General features: G+C 49.2%; 18 protein-coding genes. 4 read left to right on the top strand and 14 right to left on the bottom strand.

The window, feature by feature from the left end:
* The 9 genes from ACWA6V_RS02245 to ACWA6V_RS02285 all read right to left on the bottom strand — a co-directional run.
* A partial coding sequence (locus ACWA6V_RS02245; RefSeq protein WP_449520981.1) for a cellulose binding domain-containing protein occupies positions 1-1,271 on the bottom strand: 1,271 nt, incomplete at its 3' end.
* Between the two features lie 24 nt (positions 1,272-1,295).
* Positions 1,296-2,411 carry a cellulose binding domain-containing protein gene (locus ACWA6V_RS02250; protein ID WP_449520982.1) on the bottom strand — a complete coding sequence of 372 codons (1,116 nt, stop codon included), beginning with the start codon at positions 2,409-2,411 and terminating at the stop codon, positions 1,296-1,298.
* Positions 2,412-2,599: 188 nt separating this feature from the next.
* Positions 2,600-3,208: a DUF2214 domain-containing protein gene (locus ACWA6V_RS02255; RefSeq protein ID WP_449520983.1), complete on the bottom strand. Its 609-nt coding sequence runs from the start codon at positions 3,206-3,208 to the stop codon at positions 2,600-2,602.
* A 542-nt stretch (positions 3,209-3,750) separates the two neighbouring features.
* On the bottom strand, positions 3,751-4,287 hold the full coding sequence (gene tadA, locus ACWA6V_RS02260) for a tRNA adenosine(34) deaminase TadA (RefSeq protein WP_449520984.1): 537 nt from the start codon (positions 4,285-4,287) through the stop codon (positions 3,751-3,753).
* Entirely contained in the window at positions 4,284-4,553 is a 270-nt protein-coding gene (locus ACWA6V_RS02265; protein ID WP_310071728.1) for a DUF1653 domain-containing protein, read from the bottom strand. The genes tadA and ACWA6V_RS02265 overlap by 4 nt, the downstream gene beginning before the upstream one ends.
* Positions 4,554-4,563: 10 nt before the next feature.
* Positions 4,564-5,766, bottom strand: coding sequence for a CaiB/BaiF CoA transferase family protein (locus ACWA6V_RS02270; protein WP_449520985.1), 1,203 nt, complete (start codon positions 5,764-5,766; stop codon positions 4,564-4,566).
* Positions 5,759-6,757, bottom strand: coding sequence for an NAD(P)H-quinone oxidoreductase (locus ACWA6V_RS02275; RefSeq protein ID WP_449520996.1), 999 nt, complete (start codon positions 6,755-6,757; stop codon positions 5,759-5,761). Before ACWA6V_RS02275 ends, ACWA6V_RS02270 begins: the two co-directional genes overlap by 8 nt.
* Positions 6,757-7,401 carry a pyridoxamine 5'-phosphate oxidase gene (gene pdxH, locus ACWA6V_RS02280; protein ID WP_449520986.1) on the bottom strand — a complete coding sequence of 215 codons (645 nt, stop codon included), beginning with the start codon at positions 7,399-7,401 and terminating at the stop codon, positions 6,757-6,759. The genes ACWA6V_RS02275 and pdxH overlap by 1 nt, the downstream gene beginning before the upstream one ends.
* Before the next feature lie 158 nt (positions 7,402-7,559).
* Positions 7,560-10,907 (bottom strand): CPBP family intramembrane glutamic endopeptidase, encoded by a 3,348-nt coding sequence (locus ACWA6V_RS02285; protein ID WP_449520987.1) that lies wholly within the window; start codon positions 10,905-10,907, stop codon positions 7,560-7,562.
* A gap of 311 nt (positions 10,908-11,218) precedes the next feature.
* Here ACWA6V_RS02285 and mobA point away from each other — a divergent pair, with 311 nt between their 5' ends.
* From mobA to ACWA6V_RS02300, 3 genes are all read left to right on the top strand, one after another.
* Positions 11,219-11,842 carry a molybdenum cofactor guanylyltransferase MobA gene (mobA, locus tag ACWA6V_RS02290; RefSeq protein WP_449520988.1) on the top strand — a complete coding sequence of 208 codons (624 nt, stop codon included), beginning with the start codon at positions 11,219-11,221 and terminating at the stop codon, positions 11,840-11,842.
* Between the two features lie 75 nt (positions 11,843-11,917).
* Positions 11,918-12,304: a VanZ family protein gene (locus ACWA6V_RS02295; RefSeq protein ID WP_449520989.1), complete on the top strand. Its 387-nt coding sequence runs from the start codon at positions 11,918-11,920 to the stop codon at positions 12,302-12,304.
* A gap of 36 nt (positions 12,305-12,340) precedes the next feature.
* Complete coding sequence (locus ACWA6V_RS02300; protein WP_449520990.1) at positions 12,341-12,955, top strand: DUF1287 domain-containing protein; 615 nt, start codon at positions 12,341-12,343, stop codon at positions 12,953-12,955.
* Here ACWA6V_RS02300 and ACWA6V_RS02305 read toward each other — a convergent pair.
* From ACWA6V_RS02305 to ACWA6V_RS02325, 5 genes are all read right to left on the bottom strand, one after another.
* Positions 12,924-13,937 carry an alpha/beta hydrolase fold domain-containing protein gene (locus tag ACWA6V_RS02305; RefSeq protein ID WP_449520991.1) on the bottom strand — a complete coding sequence of 338 codons (1,014 nt, stop codon included), beginning with the start codon at positions 13,935-13,937 and terminating at the stop codon, positions 12,924-12,926. The two genes, ACWA6V_RS02300 and ACWA6V_RS02305, sit on opposite strands and share 32 nt — an antisense overlap.
* A 162-nt stretch (positions 13,938-14,099) precedes the next feature.
* Entirely contained in the window at positions 14,100-15,713 is a 1,614-nt protein-coding gene (gene aceF / locus ACWA6V_RS02310; RefSeq protein ID WP_449520992.1) for a dihydrolipoyllysine-residue acetyltransferase, read from the bottom strand.
* A 95-nt stretch (positions 15,714-15,808) separates the two neighbouring features.
* Positions 15,809-18,460: a pyruvate dehydrogenase (acetyl-transferring), homodimeric type gene (gene aceE / locus ACWA6V_RS02315; RefSeq protein ID WP_449520993.1), complete on the bottom strand. Its 2,652-nt coding sequence runs from the start codon at positions 18,458-18,460 to the stop codon at positions 15,809-15,811.
* Positions 18,461-18,912: 452 nt separating this feature from the next.
* The gene (locus ACWA6V_RS02320) at positions 18,913-21,873 is read right to left on the bottom strand and encodes an insulinase family protein (protein WP_449520994.1); all 2,961 of its coding nucleotides are present in this window, start codon (positions 21,871-21,873) and stop codon (positions 18,913-18,915) included.
* Between the two features lie 90 nt (positions 21,874-21,963).
* Complete coding sequence (locus ACWA6V_RS02325; protein WP_449520995.1) at positions 21,964-22,224, bottom strand: sulfurtransferase TusA family protein; 261 nt, start codon at positions 22,222-22,224, stop codon at positions 21,964-21,966.
* 220 nt (positions 22,225-22,444) lie between these two features.
* On the opposite strand from ACWA6V_RS02325, the gene ACWA6V_RS02330 reads away from it, so the two are divergent.
* Positions 22,445-23,093, top strand: a 649-nt coding sequence (locus ACWA6V_RS02330; RefSeq protein ID WP_449520997.1) for a M48 family metalloprotease, incomplete at its 3' end; no start/stop codon positions are given.

The following is a 23,093-nucleotide window of genomic DNA, read 5'->3' on the forward strand; positions in this document are numbered from 1 at the left end:
CTGTCGGTGTAGCTGATGACTTTATAGTCATAGCTACCAGAGGCTGTTAATGCATCCTGATAACCAACGCTGTTTGCAGCAGCATTGGTAGCAGTTGCCCAGCGGCCATCCGCACCTTTGCGGCGCACTAAGAAGCCACTTTCGTTGGCACTAACATCCGCCCAGTTCAAGCTGGCTGTACCGGTAAAACCCACGGAGCCGGTCAGGTTGAGCGGCGTATTGGGCGCGGCAGCCAAGCTAATCGCTGGCACGTTGGTGGGGTTATCGCGGCTGAGGAACACTTTGAAATACACGGGTACTTTTTCACCGATGTTGCTCAAACCCGCAATTGCCCGCAAAGCTTCCACACCGGCATTCAAGTCAAAATCCACACTGTTGATAATGACGGGTTTACGCGGCGAAAAACTGACGCTGTTGCTGGCGTGCTTCACGACCAATGCGTCAAAGCTGATAGCCTTGGTTACACCATGCAGTACCAGATTGCCAGTCACCGACTGTACGCGCGTGCTACCGACAGCCAGGGCATCCAGAGCCGCTAAATCGAGCTGGCTAGTGAAATGCAAGCTCGGTAAGTAAGCCGATTCAAACAGCAGGTTTTGCATACGGGGATCGCGCACCGTGTTGTTAGTGCTGATACTTGCCAAGGGGATAGTCAGGGTCGCCTGACCAGTCGACGACACGGTTCCTTGCAGTTGGCTGAAAGTGAGGTTTTCCGGAGTTTCAACGCCCGATATCGCCTTCTTCACCGACACGAAATGGAACGTCGATTTGGGCGCATCCAACAACCAGCGCGCAGCGGTAACCGCTATTGAGCTGGAGCTGCTCGATGCCAGGCTACTGGCAGTGCTACTGGCAACACTACTACTGCCAGCACTACTCGCCGCACCGCCACACGCAGCGCCGTTCAGTGTGTAAGCAGCAGGGACTGCGCCTGGATTGGCCACAATAAGGCCAAAGACGACTGAGCCGTTGGCTGGTAGATTGCCGTTGTAACCCACATTTTTCACACAAACATTTTTGCCAGTCTGGGTGTAAGTCCCCTCCCACAGGCTGGAAACCGTTTCACTAGCTGCAAAACTCCAGCAAAGCTCCCAGTTCGTTTTGGCGGCACCAGTATTGGTAAGAGTCACTTTGTACTGGGCACCGGCGCCCCAGTTGTTTTCAGTTTGGTAGGCCACGCTGCAAGCGCCTTGTGCAAACGCACTGGATGTGGCCATGGCGCTCCAGATGGCGCCAGTAGCTAACATCGACATTTTCAATAATTTTTTCATGATAGGTTCCTATGCTCCATCCAATTAACGGGCGTCAAAGACGAGCGCAAAGTCCACCGGCACCGAGGCGTTAATGGAGGCAATGCCTACCGCCGCGCGCAGGGCTTCTACACCGTTGGTCAGGGAGTATGTATCCGCTTTCGTCAATACCGGGGCGAGGCTCTGTACCAACACGCGGGTGGACGAGAGTTTCTGTACCAATACTCGGGTGGTGACATTAGCGGTCACACCATGCAAATTCAGACTGGCGGTGATGTCGTTTTGGCTGGACTGGCCTACCGCAAGCCCTCCGATAACACTGGCAGGAACGGACATGGTGACAGTCGCCGTTGGATAATTAGCTGTTTCGAATAAGAGGTCGCGCATACGCTGGTCGCGCAGTGCCACACCGGTATTCACCGAATTCAGGTCAATCGTCAAGGTCGCAATGCCGGCTGGATTAATCTCACCACTCAACCCAGTAAAGTTATGTGCTTCTACATTGTGGGTGTTTTTGGTGGTGACAAAATTCAAGTAAGAATCCGTGGAGTTCAATGACCAGCCACCGCCATCGACCGAAGATGCGGACGAAGAACTCGGCATACTGGAGCGGCTGCTGGGCGCACTGGAACTTACCAGGCTGGAGCGGGATGAACTGCTGGGTGCAATCGAGCTGGATGAAATAGAGCTGGAGGCAATGGAACTTGCCACACTAGAGCGAGACGAACTGACTGCTGAGCTGGTTGCATTGCCACACAAGGTGCCGGTCAACACAGGTACTTCTGCTGCCGCTGCACCTTTACTGCCCTGAAAACCAAACGTCACACTTTGGTTGGGCTGGATAGTGCCGTTCCAACCCGCATTTTTGGCGGTATAGGGATTGGTGCCACTCATACTCACATCGTAGCTACCACTGATGCGATTATCGCCAGTGTATTGCCAGCTGAGACTCCAACCATTAGTTGCAGTAGCGGTGTCGTTAGTGATTTTGACCGATCCGGTAAAACCATTGCTCCATTGGCCAGTGACTGTGTATTGGCAAGCGGCAAAGGCTTGGGTGGACAGCGTGGATAGAGCCAGCGATAAACCTATCGCATAACAGGAACGCCGTAAGGCACCAGTTAAGCGAGGGTTAACCACTGAGGCTTTAAAGCTACTCATAGTGTCTTCCTCGGAAATGTGTGCCGATTGATATCGGCAGGGATTAACAACGGTGATAAAACTGCTTGTACGTTTTTGTTGTTATGGCTCTGAATCATTGAGTCAGGGCTAGAGCTACAGCGTGTGATATGACGGTTATTTGTACATCGTCATAGGGTCAAACCCCGGCCGGGAAGCCGGGAAAATTCTTATTCAAACTCGCGCGAAACGTTGAGCGGCATCCGCTCAGTCAGCGTAGGTGGCTCGCAACTGGCCTTGCGCATACTGCGCAGCACCTCACCTGCAACAATGCAGGCACCCACTAATAGCAAGGCATAAATCGACATTACAAACCCATAATCAGCGGTGTAATTCCAAGGGCGGGCAATACCGAGATAGCAAGAAAACAGCCATGAAACTGATGAAATCGCACCAGTCAATACCACCAGTACTTGCTCCAGAGAGGGCAGGCCCAGCAGCCCTTGGGCAGAGGTCACGCGGGGGAAACTAAAATAATGGAGGGCAATTCCATTCAGGGTCAGGATGCTTACTACCGTGAACTTGGCCCACAGTTTTTCATTCATCAGGTACTGTTGGGGATTCTCCAAATATCCAACCAATACCAATGCCAACCCGGAAATCCACAACACAATCAAGGCAAAGAACATAACGCTTGCCGACTGAATCAACTCCTTAACGATGCCAGCTGAGAGGCTCCTGCCTTTGGTTTTGGCCAGTGCCATGTCCTGAATCAATAAGACACCGATAGCCACACAGGCTGCCAATAAATGGGCATAAACAATCAGGGTTTTTAACATAGTCGTCTGCGCCTTTTGTTGTAATTCTGGAAACCAATACCCACGAAGATGCGCAGCTACCAGGCATAAACAGAAATAAATCCGTGCCCTGGCAGATCTGAACGGCATAACATCGAACAACTGGGTAACAGGAAGAAAAGCATAACCACTGCGGACAATTGCAGTAGGTAATACCCGGGTCTCTCGTTCTCTTGGCGGCTGGTGTGGTTGTTTGCGCCTGTTTGTTCCATGCGGCGCTTATTACTTATAACTAAAACAGTGTTTTTTGTTTTTGAAAATAATTTTCTTATTGTTTTTAAATTGTATATCAAATTGAAAATAGTTTTCCAGTCTATTACTTAATAATTTCACATATAAAACCTGTATATAGCTCACAAAAACAATGTAATTGACGCCAGTATTAGGGTGAACATAAAAATAACGATTGAAAATCAAATACATAGACCAAATGACAATAAAATCTGACGAGTTACCAGAAAAAACTGAAACCCATTTTTTATCTATAAAAATTCTTGCGGCGGGACGAACTATGGAGGGATCAGTTACTCAGGTGACGATAGGGATTTTTGAGAGCGCTTTTCTTCCCGGCGACGAGCAAAAAACTGGCTGAGTTGATGTTGACACTGGTCTAACAAGACGCCACCAGCATAGTCGATGCGGTGATTGAAGTAGTTGTTATCCAACAATCTGGATTTACTGATCACAGCACCCGCCTTGGGTTCTGTTGTACCGAAGACTAAACGCGCTATGCGCGCATGGATAAGTGCACCCACACACATAGTGCAGGGCTCAAGCGTGACGTAGATAGTCGAGCCGACCAAGCGGTAATTTTGCACCTGCATTGCAGCTTGGCGCAGGGCGATAATTTCGGCGTGCGCAGTAGGGTCATGACTGCTAATCGGCTGGTTAAAACCTTCGCCAATAATGTTCCCATCCTGCACAATGACGGCGCCGACCGGCACTTCACCCATTGCTTCGCCTTTTTCCGCGAGCTGCAAGGCATAGTTCATCCAGCGGGAGTCCTCTGTCGAAAAAATAATTTCCCGCTCGGGAGACTGTTCTTGTTTGGTGTTGCTCACGATTTTTTTACTTCCACGAGCGGCGCCAGGTAATTAGCAAGCTCTTGTTCCGTTAATGCACGCACAAAGCGAAATCGCGGAATAGTTTCACCCGCCAACTCAACCGTTTCGAGAAACATATCCAGCGGGCGCACCCACCAGGAATAATCGCCATACAAACAGCGATAAAACACCAATGGCTCGCGGGTTTCACTGTGGGTCGCCACCTGAAATACAAAATAGTCATTACCTTTGTAGTGGCGATATAAACCGGATTTCAACTTCATAGTGATTACCTTAAATAACGCCCGTGGTTTTTAATTCATCGATTTGTGCTTGGGATAAATTCAAGACTGACTGCAAGATTTCTTGTGTATGGCTTCCAATGTCACCACCCGGCCAGTCAGTGCGGCCTGGCGTGTCGGATAACTTGGGCAGTATCGCCGGAATCTGTAACGGCTTACCATTGATTTCTACCTGCTCAAACATTCCGCGCGCGTTAAAGTGCGGGTCAGCAAACATGTCCTGCACGTTGTAGATTGGCCCGCCCGGTACACGCGCTTGTTCCAGCAGTTGCAAAATCTCATCAGCATCTTTACTCATACACCAGGCAGCCAGCGCATTATCAATTTCCAATTCGTGTTGAACGCGCCCGGCATTATTCGCCATGCGTGGATCATGCGCCATTTCGGGATGGCCGGCGACTTCCATCAAACGCTGGAAAATGGAATCACCATTACCGCCGATAACCACGTATTTTCCATTTTTGCAGCGGTAAGTATTGGTAGGCACAATGCCGGTGACCGTGGTGCCAGAGGGTTGACGAATCACACCTGCACCGGAGAATTCCGGTACTACCGCTTCCATTAAATTAAACATGGATTCATAGAGTGCAACATCGACCACCTGCCCTTCCCCATCAGCATTGCGCTCGCGCTCCAGTAGCGCCAATGCAATGCCCAGTGCAGCGTGAATACCAGAAATAGTATCGCCAATACTCAAATTAGGGCGCACTGGCGCCTGGTCGGGGAAGCCGTTGACGTAGCGAAAACCGCTCATGCCTTCGCATACAGAAGCAAATCCCGGCTTGCTCGCGTAAGGGCCGGTTTGACCGTAACCGGAAATGCGTGCGTAAACTAATTTTGGATTCGACTGTTTAATTTCATCCGGACCAAGCCCCCAGCCTTCCATCACACCCGGGCGAAAATTTTCAATCACCACATCAGCGCTATCAATTAATTGGCGCGCGATTTTTTGGCCTTCGGATTTTTTCAAATCCAGAGTGATACTTTTTTTATTGCGGCCGATACTGCGCCACCAGTGTGACGTACCATTTTCCAATACCCGCCATCCGCGGATAGGATCGCCTTCCGGCGGTTCAATTTTTATCACTTCCGCACCGAAGTACGCGAGCATACAACCAGCAAAAGGACCTGCGAGTAATTGCCCCACCTCGATTACACGAATGCCATCCAAGGGGCGGCGGTCTTTATCAGTCATCTTTATTATCACTTAGTGTTAAATCGAGAATAATTTTCCCTACATGTTGATTCGATTCCATGCGCATATGTGCGGCGGCAACTTGCTCAAAAGAAAATACCGAATCAATCACTGGTTGAATCGTTTTATTGTTTAGCAATGACCAAACATTTTCTTCCAGCTCACGCGCAATTCCTGCCTTTGCTTGTGCTGATTGAGCGCGCAAAGTAGAACCCGTCAAGGTTAACCGTTTGAGCATCAGCGGCATAAAATCCACTTGGGTTTTACTGCCGTGCAAGAATGCGATATTGACTATGCGCCCGTCTCTGGCAGCAGCAGAAAAATTGCGTTGGATGTAATCGCCACCGACCATATCCAGAATCACATGCACACCCTGCCCTTGGGTGTGCTCTTTAATAACGCTGACAAAATCCTGCTCGCGATACTGAATTGCCGTAGCACCCAGCGCTTTAATTGCCGCACATTTTTCTGCTGATCCCGCAGTAGCAAATACTTGCACGTTGAATGCACGCGCTAATTGAATCGCGGTAGTACCTATACCGCTTGAGCCTCCGTGAATTAGCAGACTTTCACCTGCTGTTAACCGCGCGCGCTGAAAGAGATTGTGCCATAACGTAAAAAAAGTTTCGGGAAGTGCTGCGGCCTGTACGTAAGAAAAATCCTGCGGAACCGGCAAACACTGTGCGGCAGGCGCAACAACGTATTCCGCATAGCCACCCCCATTCACTAACGCGCACACCTTATCGCCTCGTTTCCAGCGTTTTACGTTTGCGCCACAATGAATAATTTCTCCACCCACTTCCAAACCCAAAATGGGTGATGCATCGGCCGGAGGTGGATAGGCACCCTGACGCTGCAAAATATCAGGGCGATTAATGCCAGCGGCATAGACACGAATTAAAACCTCATCGGCGCTGGGTTGTGGAATTTGCATCGATTGCAATTCCAACTGATCAATGCCACCAGTTTTTTTTACCGCAATAAATTTCATCATGGTTCCAAGCGTTGAATGAGCCATGAATTATCTGCTTGCAAATTATATTGAAAACGATCATGCAGGCGCGCCGCACCGCCCTGCCAAAATTCAATTTGATGGGGCTTAACGCGAAAACCGCCCCAAAAGTCCGGTACCGGAATTTCACCTTTGGCGAATTTATTTTTCATGGATTCAAATTGCTGCAGCAAAAGTGCGCGCGATGAGATCGGACGACTCTGTTGCGATGCCCATGCACCCAACTGGCTATCGCGTGGGCGCGAGACAAAATATTTCATCACTTCAGTTGCCGATAATTGCTCAGCTACTCCACAGACTTTTACCTGCCGCTCCATCAGATACCATGGGAAATGCAAACTGATTTTCGGATTTTGTTTTAGCTCTTGCGCTTTGCGGCTATTGAGGTTGGTGTAAAACACAAACCCTTTTTCGTCGAGGTGTTTTAACAACACGATACGCTGGGATGGCTGCCCCGTAGCATCCACTGTGGCAATGGTCATAGCATTGGGGTCGGGAATGCCGGATTGGATTGTTTGCTGCATCCAGCGATCAAATTGTTCGAGCGGGTTATCTGCCAGATCGTCGCGCTCCAATCCGCCTTGCGTATATTCGCGGCGAAAGTCTTCGAGTTTTAAATCCATAGGGAAACTCCGGTAAATACAGAATTGCTGCGCAGTCTAATCCTCACCTGTATAAAAGGCACGGTTCGCGCAAACGAAAAAGCACTGGAGAACCAGTGCTTTTCCATAAGCGGGTGCTTGTTAATCACTCAATCAACAAGACCCAATTGTTCGTCTTACTATTGTATCGCCTGACGATACCAGTGCTTAAGCAAAAGATAAGCAAGGACAAGGCAACACACAGCACTCAACGCACCATGCAACCAGGCGTAAGGATAAATCGCTTCCATCACCCCCAACTGCCGCAGTGCAATGCTGACACCAAAGACCGCGATTGCTACGCCCATTTGTTGGCGACGGATCAATTCGATAACTAGCAGCAGCTGTATCAGCGTAATTAATTGTGCGCCTAAAGTGACCGCAAATTCCCGCGCAGCCAAAGCACTACCAATCCACCAAATCAATGTCAGCAAGATAACCACTGTCCAACGCCAGCGCTTGGTGGCAAACCTTACCAACCCCAGCGCCAGAATCAGGAGCATCAATGCAGGGAAGACGCCTTTTAATCCATTCAGGATAGCGGTTAACCAGGGTATGAAGGTGGCGAAATCGGCAGAGTAGGCGCCGGGCACCGCGACCGAAGGTAATACCAATTCCTTCAAAGAGTGAAAGCCCGTTAACGCAAGAGCCAATACACTCGCCGCCAAAAAATCGCGCTTCATATTGGCATCGGCGCGCAGGCGTTCTGCGTGTATAGCTTGTGCTGCAAGAAATGCCATTACACCGAGAACACTGGAACCAATTGCCAAACCAACCAACAGCATGCCAATCTGCGTCCACCATCCCATAGTCGTTTGAAATGCTCCCAAGGCTTGATCGATCCACAACAAAGAAACAGCAATATTGGCCACTACTGCAATCACGACCCAAGGCAAGGCGGCCTTTAGGCTGAACTTGCGCCCGCTGTGTTTACGGAAAAATGTGATGGTGGCGCAGCCAAACAGTGCCAAAAACGCCACCATGGAGAGGATTTTAAACGGTTGCCTGCGCGCGTCATCTTCACTTTCCGCGCGCGTCCAGGCTTCGGGCACATCGATAGTACGCACATAGCTGGTCACTTCATCGCCGGCCAGTTTGATAATAATTACCGCTTGGCCGTTATTGTGGTTGTAGGCGGTTTTATCGATATAAGTAACCTTCCAGTCGCTGCGCGCCGGACGCAGGGTTTCTTCGACTGACTTTTCCTCCAGCGAAGTAAGATCGCCCCACCCCTTGCTGATAATCCACTCCATCGCCTTGCTTACCGCCTGTTCGCGGGTCAGCTTTGCCCCTTCTGCCCCCTCTGGTAAGCTGTGCACCAGCTCGTGCAAGCGGCCATCGGGATACAACCAGGCCTGCCATTGCTCGGAGCGACTTTCCACCGGGCCATCGAACTTGCGCCAGGTCACTACCCAGAAGGGAGTATCCAGATACTTGCCGATCAGCGCTTGTACCTGTTCAGGCCCGGATTCGCGCCAAACAAACTCCAGTGGCTGCGACCAACCGCCATGAGTGGTGATAGAGCGGCGCCATTCGCCCTCAAGAACGATACCCCGCTTGCCCAATTCCTCTCCCGCACGCACCTGCGCTCCCGCGCGATCAATCTGATAGGAAGGCCAATCCAACTTGGGAGGCTTGAGCGCCACTATACCTATCGCAATAACCGACACCACCGCTATCAGCGCCAACCAGGCCGGCTTGATCGCGAGAGCGGGACCTGTCCCATGGCTTTCTGCTACTGCGACAACGGGGACTTCCGGCACAATCGCAACCGGAACACCATTGCGCCACTCATCCGCCAAAGGTACTAACTGCCCTTTGCGTAAGCGAGCAAATAGCAGAGCCAACAAGGGGGCGCTGCCGGCCAGAATCACCAGCACTCGATCAACCCAAAGGCCGGGATCATCCGCAGTAAAAATCGGCATGCTCATCAACACCAGATCGTATTCAAAGTGCGTGATCATGCAGATCACCAAGCCAAAACGCAGATACACCAAACCGAAGGCGATGGCCGGAATAAATAATTCAATCAAACGGCTGTAGCCGGGCAAGTTGGGATAGTTGGCATGGGCGCCCGCGAATATCAGCGCCTGTAAGATCAAGGTGACAATCACCAATTTATTGCGGATACGAAAGTGACTGCCGATCAGCACAGCCAATGCCAACGGAATTGCACGGAACACACACTCTTCCCATGTCCCTGCTTGCAACGCAGTAAAAATGGGGGCAAGTGCCGGGCGCCAGCTGGCAAGGATATTGGGGTCGGAATTGATATCCGTCGGTTGCCACCATCCCAATACTTTTGAGCTGAACAAGTAGAAGGCAACTGCATAAAGCAGGAACAATCCCGTCCAGGCGTAGGCCCCCAATACCCGCCCTACTATCTCAGGTGAGTTAGCGGCAACCGGACGAAAAAAATCAAACAAGCGCGGATGATCCGCAAATGCCATGCGCGTTAAACCTTCAGCAACAGCGTAAATCATCGCGAGTAATAACCCGAAACCGACCAGCACTGCGCCGGCTTGCGCTAATTGTTGGAGCAAAAACGTTTGTGCGGGTGCGGTGGTTGGATAATCCATCCAGGCGATGGGCAAATTACACAGCATTGCCGCGGCCAAACCTGCCGACACAACCAATCCTGGTCCAAGTGCACGCCCCCATTGCAACTGATGGCGACGAAACAGCCAGATTCCGCCGCCAACCAATCCACCCAGACCAAATAAACCGGCCATCAAATAACCGGCAATTTGACTGATCTGGGTATTGAGCGAACGCATCTCGCCAAAGCGCTGATTGAAGGCATCGGGGATGTGCTTAAAGGTATCCACGGCGACCAGTTTATCGCCCGCCACCTTGAGTTCGAGCCGGAAACGCGCTTCACCAGCCGTCAGGGTTTTATGCTCGTAAGTAAAGCTATAATCCGTACGGCCAGAGGTTTGTTTGATCGCCTTGGTCTCCAGCGCTTTATAGGCCTCAAAGCGCTCCCCCATAAACCGGCGTGCGCCCGTTTCAGCAAGCGCGCGCGCAGCATTTTCTTCCAGTGCCGCACCGGATTCTTGTTCGGGAATTTTGTAGGCAAAAGAAATCGGCTCGCCTTTAGGGCTAAAGGCGGTTATTAATTCCTGCTCCTGCCTGGCGGTGAAACTGCGCACTTTCCAGTAGTGAGTGACCGCATCCAACTGTGGCATCAGCGCCTGAAATGCATCTACGCCGCCCGCCTCCAGCTCCACATAGTTTTGGAAATGACGATCACTGACAAAAACCGACGCAGTGCGATCTGTATTGAGTTCGGGGAATTGCCGCTTTTGCAACGCCTTGGCGGCAGCAACTGCTTGCTCGCGTGAAAAATTGATCTCCAGATTCAAACCCGGAGCTGCACCAAACATCAGCTTGATAGCTGCTATGCCGGCGACAAGCGCGGCAGCTAAAAAAATCAACCAAAACCAGCGCGATTGAAATAAAAAAGATTGTCGGGAGGAAGCCTGCATCGTCCATAGTCCTTATTGATTATCGTGATTTGTCCATTACCAAACGGACAGGGGACGAATCCTATAGAGAAATGTGGGAGAGGGAAAGAACGACAATCGCCTCAACTCCAACACCGGGTAACCTGTCGTTTGCATAAGTGCTGCATGGGCAATTTCCCGCACTGACAAATCCTTCACATAAAAAGCATGGTGATGCGCCCGCCCAACAGCTACACTAGACACCATAGCCAAAACAAGGATTATCGCGCCAAACAGCATAATGCGTTGCGCCGTAATTCCAGAAAACAATCCTGACTCAGCTAAACATACTTATGAGTAATTCCCCATCCGTTGTCGGTATTATCCTTGCCGGCGGACTTGCCAAACGCATGGGCGGCGGCGATAAATGCCTGCTGCCGCTTGCCGGTAAAACCTTACTGCAACGGACTGTTGAACGCGCCCAACCACAGGTTGCGTCGCTGCTGTTAAATGCCAACGGCAATAGCTTGCGTTTTGCACGCACCCGTCTGCCAGTCATTCCCGATATTTACCCCGGTAATCTCGGCCCACTTGCCGGGGTCCATGCAGGTTTGTCCTGGATGCAGTCTACCAACCCCGATGCGGAATGGTTGGCCAGTTTTGCATCCGATACACCCTTCTTCCCTTCAGATCTCGTTGCCAGATTACTGGATGCGGTTACCACACAGCATGCACAGCTTGCCGTTGCGACATCCAAAAATCGTGCTCATCCAATTTTTGCGCTCTGGCATGCATCACTACTGAGCAAGATTGAACAGCAACTGCAAACTGGTGACATACCGCGCATGCAAGACTGGATCAAACAACAAAAGTTGGTTGAAGTAGAATTTTCTGTAGAAGAATACGATCCGTTTTTTAATATCAATGTGCCACAAGATCTTTACGCTGCAGAACCTTTGGTCGCACTGGTCAAATAAACCCAACACACGACAGCAATCGCCCCACACAACTCAAACTGTTATGCTCTCCTGAACTTTTGTGGAGAGATGATTATGCCTTGGCGTTTGTTGTGTATTGCACAGTTTTATAGCCTGCTAGCGATTTATACCTATCTTGGCCTAACACCCCATCCCGAAAATTCCGTTCCTGTTTTCAACGATTTATTGATGCATTTTGCCGGCTACTGCGTAGCGGCTATCTCTATTAGTTTTGCTCGGCCAACTTGGCCGCTTTGGCAACGCGCCGCATTTTTAATTGCCTACTCCATTGCGATTGAGATCGGCCAGTATTTCAATCCACCACGCACGTTTAGCGGCATGGATATTCTGGCAAATGGCAGCGGTGTATTGTTGGGGCTGATGACCGTCGTGTTGCTGGAAAAAACCATTTCTCCTTTTGCAAAATTGCTGTATTGGAAAACCACAACGCAACGCAATTGACTGACATTAAATCTGGAAAATAAAAGGACAGGAGCAATGAGCAGATTATTTAACGCGCTCGTTAGTAGCTTAGTAATTTTGATTGCACAACACAGCAGTGCAGAAAACATTTCCCGCACGACAAATAAGGTTCAAACACTCGTCACAGCGGCAGTTGCGCAAACACAGAACAATGTAACTTATAACGGGGCTTACTTTAACATCCCCTACCCAATGGGTGACATACCCGCACAATACGGCGTATGTACTGATGTGATTATTCGGGCTTACCGCAAACTCGGCATCGACCTACAACAGTTAGTGCACGAAGATATGCGCGGAAATTTTTCTCTCTACCCCGCAAAAAAGAATTGGGGGCAAACCAAAACCGATAGCAATATCGATCATCGCCGCGTGCCCAATCTGCAAACCTTCTTTTCCCGTCATGGTAAAAAATTAGTCGTTTCCAGCAAGCCACAAGATTATCAAGCGGGCGATTTGGTCACCTGGATGTTGCCCGGCAACCTACCGCACATTGGCATCGTGAGCGATCAATACTCTGCGGATGGCCTACGACCATTAATCGTCCATAATATTGGCGTAGGCCCGCAACTTGAAGATATGTTATTCGACTATGCGATCAGTGGGCATTATCGCTACGCGTTATTTTAAATTGCTGATCCAAAAAACTCGCCACTATATCTACAGAAGGTTTCAACCAAGGATCAAACAACCAAAAAGAATGCGGAGAGTCCGCAATCTGCGCAACTTGACAAGGAATTCCGAGCGGTTTCATTTTCTCAATCATTTCTTTATGCCCTACACTAAATCTCGCTTGGGCACTGATTAAAAATAAAATCGGCGGAGTATCTTTATTCACATAAAACAGTGGCGATGCCTCATGCCACAATTCTGTTTTTTCAGCGTAGCGCCCACCGAACCAGGCACCTGCCGATGACGGATTTTTGCGTGGATCATCTTCATGGAAACGCGCCGCCTCTGAAGTGAAATCAGATAAGCCATCGATGTTGATGATCGCCTGTACGGCGCTTGATATAGAGGATTTTTTTGCGTGTGAATCAAATTTTTCCAATCCATTCGTCACACCCGTCAAACTCGCAATCTGCCCACCCGCCGAACCGCCACCCACTGCGATCTGTTGAGGATTCACACCGTATTTTTTTGCATTCTTACGCAGCCAGCGAATCGCGGCTTTCACATCGTGAATCGCTGCCGGATATTGCGCTTCTGGTGATAAGCGATAACTGATAGTCGCCGCCACATAACCGCGCTCTGCCATACCAATCGCCATAGGTGTGAAATTAGTGCGGAAACCCGCGCGCCAACCACCGCCATGAACAAACACTATGCCCGGCTTTTGCCGAATTGTTGCAGATTTAGGTAGATACAAATCCAACTGCAACGCGCGCTGACCGTAGCGAACATAAGTTATGTTTTTAATTTCTTGCACAGATTCAGGAACAGCGCGACTGGCAATATCAATAAAAGGATATTCACCAATCAGTTTTTGGTAAGTCGTTTCAGGAGTATACGTGTTGGTCGGGTCATCAAATTGGGTAATGGTTTGACAGCCAATTAATACCGCAAACACCACTACCATCGTAAGGCGCAGAATATTGTTAACATGGGTCATCGTTATATCACTCAGCAGAGAAATCAAATGACCGAATAGATGCCGATATAATTTTTTATCTAGTGTAACGGGCAAGATTTGAAAAGCAACACAGGCTAGAAACAAAAAGGATCAGACACAAAAAAGGCCAGCAATTGCTGGCCTTTTTTTAGCTGCACAGTATCACAATAACAAGCGACGCAAGTCACCGATTACCGATACAAGATAAGTCATAAAGCGACCTGCATCTGCACCATTTACTGCACGGTGATCGTAAGACAATGACAATGGCAGCATATTGCGCGGAATAAACTCTTTACCATTCCACACAGGCTTCATTTGCGCACGGGATACGCCCAGAATACCCACTTCGGTAGGTGCAGATACCATTGGGGTAAAACCGTTACCGCCCATAGCACCCAAGCTGGAAATAGTGAAGCAACCACCCTGCATTTCTGCAGGAGTCAATTTACCATCACGTGCTTTTTTGGCGAGCACATTGATTTCATCGGCCAGTTCAAACAAACCTTTTTTATCAACATTGCGCACAACAGGAACCAACAAACCGTTGGGTGTATCTACCGCGATACCAATGTGTACAAATTTCTTGTGCACAATACTTTCACCATCCTGATGTACAGATACATTGAATGATGGCTCAGCAACCAGTGCTGCAGCAACGGCTTTCACGATAAAAGGTAATGGAGTCAATTTGCTGCCGCGTTTTTCTGCTTCGGCCTTCATGCTATTGCGGAAAGCTTCAAGATCAGTGATGTCAGCATCGTCAAACTGGGTAATGCGCGGAACATTCAACCAACTGCGGGTCATAGCGTCAGCAGTCAGTTTTTTGATCTTGCTCATTTTAACAATTTCGATTTCACCAAATTTGGAGTAATCGACAACGGGCAAAGCCGGAATCCCTGAACCACCAAAAGATGCGCCGGATTGGGCTGCTTGTACGATAGGTTTAACGTAAGCGCGTACATCGTCTTTCAACAAGCGACCACGTGGGCCGGTGCCAGCCACTTTGCCCATATCAACCCCGAGTTGACGAGCCAGTTTACGCACAGCTGGACCAGCGTAAACATCACCGGTTTGTGCAACATCAGCAACCGGAGCAGGAGCCGCCTTTGGTGCTTCAGCTTTAGGAGCGGGTGCAGCCGCAGCTGGTGCAGCTTCTGCTTTTGCAGGTGCTGCAGCTGGCGCAGCGACAGCGGCACCGCCAGTTGTAGCCAACAGGCCAATGACTGAACCCTGGGAAAGTTTATCGCCCACTTTTACTGCGAGGCTCACAATTTTACCGGCTGCTTCTGCAGGAATTTCCATCGATGCTTTATCAGTTTCCAATACGATCAATGAATCGCCTGCGGCAACTTCATCGCCCACTTTTACTGAAATTTCGATTACTTCCACGCCTTCAGCGCCGCCGATATCGGGAACAACCATCGGCACTTCGGCAGCGGCTGCGGACACAGGTGCCGCCGCGACTGGTGCTGGCGCAGCAGCGGGCGCTGCCCCTGCAGGAGCTGCAGCTTGCGGTGCCGGAGCAGCGGCGCTGCCTTCAGCTTCTACTTCCAGCAATACTGCATCTTGCGACACCTTATCACCCAAATTCACTTTGATAGCGACAACCTTGCCTGCTTTATCGGCTGGGATCTCCATTGAAGCCTTGTCGGTTTCAAGCACGACAATCGAATCGCCTTCGGCGATCACATCGCCCACTTTTACGGAGATTTCGATAACTTCAACGCCTTCTGCGCCGCCAATATCAGGCACTTTAATAGTTTGAATTGCCACTGTAGTAGTTCCTCGCTAATCAGTTATTTCTACATTTGATAAATGTTTTGGACGGATACAAACAACATCGCCCTCTTTGTGAGAGGGCGACGGTTTTATACGCTCATTGGATCCGCTTTTTCCGGATCAATGCCAAATTTCTTAATGGCCTTGGCAACCACGTCGGCTTTAATTTTGCCTTGGTCTGCCAAAGATTTGAGTGCGGCAACCACCACGAAGTAACGGTTTACTTCGAAGAAATGGCGCAACTGGGTACGGGTATCACTGCGACCAAAACCTTCTGTACCCAAAACGGTGTATGAGCCAGGAATATAGGCGCGCAGCTGTTCAGAGTAGGTTTTCAGGTTGTCAGTAGCGATAACAAATGGACCGTCGTTCGCTTCGAGTACCTGGGTAATATAGGGTTTGCGCGGTGTAGCAGTCGGGTTCAACATATTCCAACGGGTAGCACGTTGACCATCACGGGTCAGTTCGTTCACGCTGGTTACGCTCCACACATCTGCTTCAACATCAAAATCACTGCGCAGGATTTCTGCAGCAAAACGCACTTCACGCAAAATAGTACCCGCACCCATCAATTGAACACGGTTTTTGGCTTTGCCAACACCTTTCTCTAATTGGTAAATGCCTTTGATGATGCCCTCTTCAGAACCTTCTGGCATTTCGGGATGCTGGTAATTTTCATTCATCAAAGAGATGTAATAGAACATATTCTCTTTGTCTTGATACATACGCTTGATACCGTCTTGAATGATCACTGCAAGCTCGTAAGCGTAGGTTGGATCATAAGTGCGGCAATTAGGGATGGTGTTAGCCATGACGTGGCTGTGACCATCCTGATGCTGTAAGCCTTCACCGTTCAGAGTAGTACGACCAGCGGTAGCACCCAACAGAAAGCCACGCGCTTGTGAATCACCCGCTGCCCATGCCAAGTCACCGATGCGCTGGAAACCGAACATTGAGTAGTAAATATAGAATGGAATCATTGGAACACGGTAGTTGCTGTATGCTGTTGCAGCAGCAATCCACGAGGCCATAGAGCCCGCCTCGTTAATACCCTCTTCCAGAATCTGGCCAGTGGCTGATTCGTGGTAAGACATCATTTGACCAGCATCATGCGGGGTATATTTTTGACCTTCGGATGAATAAATACCGATAGTTTTGAACATACCTTCCATACCAAAGGTACGAGCTTCATCAGGTACGATCGGAACAATTTGCTTGCCGATTTGTTTGTCTTTTACCAGCGAAGACAAAATCCGCACAAAGCTCATGGTGGTGGAAATTTCACGCTCCCCTGTGCTCTTCAGTTGTGCGGCGAATGCATCCAGAGCTGGAGCAACAACGGGATCAAAGTCAGCCTTACGCGACGGCAAATACCCTTTCAACGTATGACGACGAGAGCGCATATATTGCATTTCCGGACTATTTTCTTCCGGACGATAGTACGGCAGACCCTCCAACTCTTCGTCTTTGATCGGCAACTCAAAACGGTCGCGGAATTTTTTCAGATCTTCCACAGCCAGAGATTTGGCTGAGTGAGTTTTGTTGATTGCTTCACCCGATGAGCCCATGCCGTAACCTTTAACGGTTTGCGCAAGAACAACAGTGGGCTCGCCTTTGGTATTTACCGCATTGTGATAGGCGTTATACACCTTCTTCACATCGTGACCACCGCGTGCAAGATACAGAATATCCTGATCGCTCATATCACTCACAAGCTCTAACAGCTCCGGATATTTGCCAAAGAAGTGCTCGCGGGTGTAAGCACCACCGTTGGCTTTGTAGTTTTGCATTTCGCCATCGACAACTTCATCCATTCGCTTTTGCAATAAGCCGGTTTTGTCTTTTTCCAACAAGCGATCCCAACCAGCGCCCCACAGAACTTTAACTACGTTCCAGCCAGCGCCACGGAATACACCTTCAAGTTCTTGCACGATTTTGCCGTTGCCGCGTACCGGTCCGTCCAAACGTTGCAAGTTACAGTTGATCACGAAAATCAGGTTGTCGAGTTTCTCGCGCGCCGCGAGAGAGATAGCACCCAGACTTTCCGGCTCATCACACTCACCATCACCTAAAAATGCCCAGACTTTACGGTCGCTGACCGGAGTTAAACCACGTGCTTCCATATAGCGGTTAAAGCGTGCTTGATAGATAGCTTTGATAGGGCCCAAGCCCATCGATACGGTGGGGAATTGCCAGTAATCAGGCATCAGCCATGGATGAGGATAGGATGACAAACCGCCGCCATTTACTTCACGGCGGAAGTTATCCAAATGGGTTTCGTTTAAACGCCCTTCTACATAAGAGCGGGCATACATACCGGGTGATACGTGCCCTTGAAAATACACAAGGTCACCGGGAACATCTCCATCGTTGCCACGGAAGAAATTGTTGAAAGCTACATCATATAAGGTGGCGGATGAGGCAAATGAGGCGATATGGCCACCGAGGCCTTCATCGTTGTCATTGGCCTTCATCACCATGGCCATAGCGTTCCAGCGGATAATTGAGCGAATTTTGCGCTCCATTTTCAAATCGCCGGGATAATCAACTTCTTTATCGACAGGAATGGTATTGCGATAGGGAGTACGAATAGATGAAGGCTGTTCAATGCCATGGTTAACGGCGGACTCAGACAGTGATTTCAACAACTCAGCAGCGCGGTCTTTACCGGCGTGACGAACAACTGACTTAAGGGCGTCCAGCCACTCTTTTGTTTCAATGGCATCAATATCTTGTAGCATTCAAATCTCCTCAGCTATGCGCGCAGGCGCATATCACGTAGCAGTAGTATCTAATACAGGAATTTGGATCTGGGCATCGCACAAAATTCGCTCACTTGTTCAAAATGTGCAGAATTTTCATGGAGTTACAGGAGGAATATTCCTTTTACTTGTGTAAAAAATCCCCGAATTCTTGCATAAGTGGGAATTTTTTACCAGCCCTAGCCAATTTGGTAACACTCCGGAGGGGCACAACTTTAGTGCACAAATCGCTGAACCAAGCGTTTTAAATATAACTACGCTATTAAAAAATCATGTTCGCAATAGGGCTGGCATTATTACCCAAAGTTTTGCGATTCACCAAGCAGTAATCAGTAAAAAGAATGATAATTTTCTTTTTGGATGCACCAAATAAAAGCATAAAAATCAACAAACTTGGAGCGGAGGCTTATATATCTCGCAACACATAAAAATCAAGGCAGCGCAATGCTTTGCATTTGCTGTTTATGAATCAAAAAATCATCGACGAGAAAAAAGTTTTCATGCTCTGCCGGGGCATCGGAGGTTAACCAGAGACGTCTGTTTTTATCCATGAATACTGCGCGATAAAAATTATCAAGTGACTCCGGTGTGATGCGTGCAACAGCACTTGCAAGATCAAGACGACGCGAAAAATGACTATCGAAAGTTGTGATCGCACTCCAGTAACGTTCGCCCTGCTCTTTGAGTGAGCGCGCAGGTTCACGCAATTTTTTAATCAGCGACTGCTGGTTAACAATAAATTCTTCACCTATTTGCGCATGTTGCTCATCTAAAAAAAGATCGATCTCCTGTATAATTTTTTCTTCCGTAATACTGGGCGACTGCACCACCAGCAAACTATTTTCAAGATTGAGTAGAGGCGCAGCTATGGCAGCCACGACATAACCCAATTGTTTTTCAGTGCGCAGTTGATTATAAAATGCCGGCTGCAGCAATTGCCTGACGAGCATCATATGTGCAGCATCATCAATTGATGTTGAAGGGTTCTGGATTAATAATTCAACCACATTATCGGCATGTGCCACTGGGTGGACATAAAGCCATGGCTTCTCCGACCCCGTGGGCAGCAGCAATAATTTTGTAGAAGGAAGCTCGCGTCCAGCCTGACGATTTAATAATTCATGCTCAACCAATACCGCAAGTTTTAATGCCTCCGCGTGAAAATAATTCCCATAAAAAAGTGCGTCCATTTTTGCATCAATTAGCTGGCGACTGGCAAACTGCGCAAATTGTTCCAGTGTTTTATTTTCCAGCGCCGCAATTAACTGCGCATTACTCGAGTAAGGATCAGATTGCAGTACGGGCAGTTGTTTGGCGAGCACCTGATAAGGTAAGTCTTTATTCTGATTGCGCCATGTGCGGAGCAAATCTTCTTTGAGGAGCGCAAACCGCTCACCATTAAATTTGCTAGTGCGCATCACTTCCATCATTTTATTCATCAGCAATCCCTGACGACTGGAGTAACCAAAAATACTCAAGTCATAACCACGCACATTGGCGCTGATGGTGTGATCTATCCCTGCAAGCCGTGCAGGGTAGGAAAATTCATTGAGTTGATCAGAAACCAAGGCAGCAAACAATTGTGCCTGCGCAGCACCTTCTGCACTGGCAGCAACCAGGGGCGACTTGATACGCAAATTGATCAGCGCACGCGGTTGCATAAACTGTTGATCTTGTGCGAACCATACACGCATATTTTTATTGCCAAGAATTAACTGTGGCTTGATATCCGCCGTGCCGGTTTCCTCCAGCATTGATCCTGATTTCACCGCCAACCGCTTGGGGATAAACAGATTTTTTTCGGGCAAAAACAATTCTTTGCGCACGGCCGGCTTCAAATCCAACAGCTCAGGAATGCCCGCCCGCACAACAAACGGGGCAGAATAAAGCGGCGATACCCGGTAAGGTTCAACATCGGGCGCTGTCAACACCAGCAAAAGGTTGTCGCTCGTTAAGTAGGACAAACTTTTTTTGATTAGCCTTTCATCGTAAGCAGTGTAAACATAGTCCCCACGCAAAATATCTTTAGGTGCATAGGTTTTCATAGACTCTGCCAATGTGCTAACCGTTTGCATAGGCGAGCGTTTTTCCTGAAAGCGGAATTCCAAATCGGCCAACTGCTGCAACTCGCTGTAGCGCCAGGAAGACAAGCCGCGCGGTTGCAGTTGCTCGATGCAGTGAAATACCAGTGATACTATTTGATTGCGCGCCCGCACACCCTGTGGTGTTAATTGGATGCTGAGTTGAAATACGGCATCTTTACGGCTCTGTAAACCAGTGTTGGCGTAGATAGCTTCCGCCCAACCCAAACGTTTTAACAGCGACAACAAGCTACCCTCTGCTTCATGCCCTAATAAATTGGCAATATAGGCAAATGGTTTTTTTTCGTAGAACTGATCAGGATTGGGAATCGGAAAATTAAATGTCAGCTGGCGCAGTTCTTTTTCCGGCTTGATATCCACACTGGTAGGTAAACGCTGTTTATCAAACAATGGGGGATAATTATCGGCAATATGAATATCGCGCTTGGGTACCGCTCCAAACCGGGCGCGCACACCAGTTTCCAACGTATCCAGATTTTCACTCCCGAGCACCACCAAACTCATCAAGTGCGATGAATAATGTTGCTGGTAAAACGCAATCATATCTTCGCGTACCGGACGCTCTTCCCTGTCAGCCAGAGTGGTTAAATTACCTACTGAAAATTTCGCACTGGGATGCTGGGGATTCATTAGCTCGCGATAAACATCCCATTCGCGGCGCCCGTCATCTTTTAATTTGGCGAGATATTCTGAGTTGACTGCATTACGCTCACGCTCGACATATTCAGCGCTAAACAGCGGCGCCACAAAAAATTGCGCAAAACGATCCAACGCAGGATCTAATTGATCGTTATCGATTTCAAAAAAATAGTTGGTGTTTTCTGCCGCTGTATAGGCATTAAAACTGCCGCCATGCCGGGAGATAAATTCCTGATACTCACCCGCCTGCGGATACTTTTCCGTCCCCAGGAACAGCATATGCTCCAGGAGATGGGCAAGCCCCGCGCGATCAACCGGGTTTTGATTTGCGCCGACACTCACATCTAATGCAGCAGCTGATTTTTCAGTGGAGGGGTCAGAGATAAGCAGAACACGCAGTTGGTTATCTAACACCAGATAACGATAATTGCGTTTATCATTTTCACTTTTGATAACACCGGCAGTGGTATTGAGGTCGATTGTTGCATTGAAAATTGAATTTGCGCTGCGCTGAACACTGTTCTCCTGCGTATTACGGCCCGTTGCACTACTACCTTGGGCCGACAACAATTGACTGGCAAACAGGCACGCAACCGCCGCTAGCCAGGGAGCACACGCATTCAGATTAAATCTGCAACACCATTTCACCATAACAAACTCACTTAGCCATCAGTAATTACGCAACTCGTAAGTGGTTACGCAACTCTTAATACTGATTAATCAAAATTTCACGTGCTGGCGCTAAGACCCAGACCTCTTCAGCAGGTAACAATAGACCGCATCCAACTCAGCAAAGGCTAACAATTCCTGTCCGCTCAACTGCGCATAAGCCTGAAAATCGCGCACTGATCCGGCATCAGTAGCCAGCACTCGCAGCACTTGGCCGGCTGTCATATCGCGCAATGCCTGTTTTGCCTTGAGCAGTGGCAGCGGGCAGCGCAAACCACGGGTATCCAATTCACGCGCGACAGGATGGGTAAAGCAGTCGATAGATTCACTCAAGGCTTGTTACCAGTAGCTAGCACAAAGAACATCTTTCTATAGCCTGCCACGCCCATCGGGAGTATTTATTTCCGCAGAGGAGAACTGGCAATCAGGCTTATGGTCATAAAAGGTTGCTAACCTAGTCTTTACGCGTCAAAAAGGCTAGAGTTACGCCCTATTTTTTTGCCGCCGCACCTATCCGGGCGGGTTCCAGCAGGAGTCAATCAGTACCGTGCCAATGTCGTTTCAGCGCTGCATCTCTACCCTCCACCAACGCCTGCTTGCCCCAGTTGGCCTGGCATTCCTGCTAGTGAGTGGCTTATTCACCAACCCTTATGCGAGCCACGCCGAGGTGGAGCTCCCTAATTTAGGGGATACCAGCTCGATCATGATTTCGCCGGCGCAAGAGAAGATGCTGGGGCAGCGCTGGCTCAGGGCCTATCGCAGTCAGGTACCTACCTCATCTGACCCATTGATCATCGACTATTTGGAACAGTTGTTTAACCGATTGATTCCCCACAGCCAACTGGATGAGAAGCGGATTGACCTGGTTGTCGCCGAAAATAACACTCTTAACGCCTTTGCGGTACCTGGGAATATTATTGGCGTACACACCGGCTTGCTAATGTACGCCAAGACTGAAAACCAGTTAGCCGCCGTACTCACCCACGAACTGGGGCACCTGAGCCAGCGCCACTATGCGCGCCGGCTCGAACAGCAAAAGAACATGATGATGCCGATGCTCGCCGGTATGCTGGCAGGCTTGGTATTGGCCGCCAACAGCAATAGCGATGCAGGCATGGCCGCGATCATGGGGACCCAGGCTGCCGCCCAACAGGCTTCCCTTGCATTTAGCCGACAGAACGAACAGGAAGCAGACCGTATAG

The sequence above is a fragment of the Cellvibrio sp. genome (genome assembly GCF_053579595.1).